The sequence below is a fragment of the Paraburkholderia sp. SIMBA_054 genome (genome assembly GCF_046534875.1).
Classification (GTDB): domain Bacteria; phylum Pseudomonadota; class Gammaproteobacteria; order Burkholderiales; family Burkholderiaceae; genus Paraburkholderia; species Paraburkholderia hospita.
Genome location: NZ_JAWRXV010000182.1, coordinates 1 through 1,083 on the forward strand (window position 1 = coordinate 1; position 1,083 = coordinate 1,083).

At 59.4% G+C, this 1,083-nt stretch carries 2 protein-coding genes; one reads left to right on the forward strand and one right to left on the reverse strand.

Annotation, left to right across the window (positions count from 1 at the left end):
• The coding region (locus tag SB822_RS54625) for an SDR family NAD(P)-dependent oxidoreductase (RefSeq protein ID WP_410858791.1) at positions 1-179 on the reverse strand (179 nt) is incomplete at its 3' end.
• Positions 180-309: 130 nt separating this feature from the next.
• Between SB822_RS54625 and SB822_RS54630 the strand changes: the two genes are divergently transcribed.
• Positions 310-885 (forward strand): TetR/AcrR family transcriptional regulator, encoded by a 576-nt coding sequence (locus tag SB822_RS54630; RefSeq protein ID WP_035538937.1) that lies wholly within the window; start codon positions 310-312, stop codon positions 883-885.
• The last annotated feature ends 198 nt before the right edge of the window (positions 886-1,083 follow it).

The following is a 1,083-nucleotide window of genomic DNA, read 5'->3' on the forward strand; positions in this document are numbered from 1 at the left end:
TCGCCGCGCACGCCGGTCACGTTCCGGCCAATCAGCTTGACGGCCTCGTCGAGCGCCTCCTGCCTCCGGCCCGTGATGAAAACATAGGCGCCTTCTTCAACGAACCGCTTGGCGCTCGCCAGCGCCATGCCGCTCGATCCACCCGTGATGACTGCAACCTTACCCTCAAGCTTTCCCATGACATCTCCTTTCGTGGTGTCGTACTGCGCCTCTGTTCCCATCTGCACAAATGTGCTGTATCTTGTGGATCACTGATCCGGATACAGGTTCATTATATTCGGATCACTGATCCGTTTGTCAAGGCAATTTATGCGAGCTGACGCCAGAAAGAATTACGACCATCTCCTTGCAGTCGCGCGTGACGTCGTCACCGAGCATGGTGCCGAGGCGTCCATGCGAGATATCGCCCGCCGGGCCGACGTCGGGTTGGCGACACTATTTCGCCATTTCCCGACACGAGAAGCCTTGTTCGAAGCGTTGCTGCGCATGAACGTGGACGAACTGATACAGCAGGCGGCCGAACTCGAAACGTCGAATCCACCTGACGAAGCGCTGGTGTCCTGGTTTCGCGATGGGGTGGCATTCGTTCGCAGCTATAGCGGTATTTGCGCCTTGTTTGCGACCGCGCACGCGGACCCGGACTCCGCGCTTCATGCTTCGAGCACAGCGCTGCGTTCGGCGGGCGCGCGACTACTGCTCCGCGCTCAAGCCGAGGGAACGGCGCGCGCCGATATTGATGGGGTCGACCTGTTCGCCCTGATGTCGGCGCTCGGCTGGCTCGTCGGCCAGCCCGGATTCGCGCCACGGGGGGATCATCTCTTTCACGTTATTACGAGCGCCATCCTGACAAATCGGCCTGGCAACGATATCAAGAAGGCAACGTAACCGAGTCCAACGAATTGTTGTCTGCATTGCGTCGGATGGCGTCCTCTATGACCGACGCCGGCGACACTATGCGCAAAAGTCTTGGCAAAGGTGACGAATGCAACTGATCGTGTCGGGAGTTTTGAGCGGCTGTTGACGAAGGCGATAAGACGTTGGAGCGGCTGAGCTGTCGCACTACCCAGCGACCGCACATGGCCG

Bases quoted from the DNA above. Each gene is read 5' to 3' on its own strand.
- SB822_RS54630 (WP_035538937.1), top strand. From the start codon at position 310: ATGCGAGCTGACGCCAGAAAGAATTACGACCATCTCCTTGCAGTCGCG.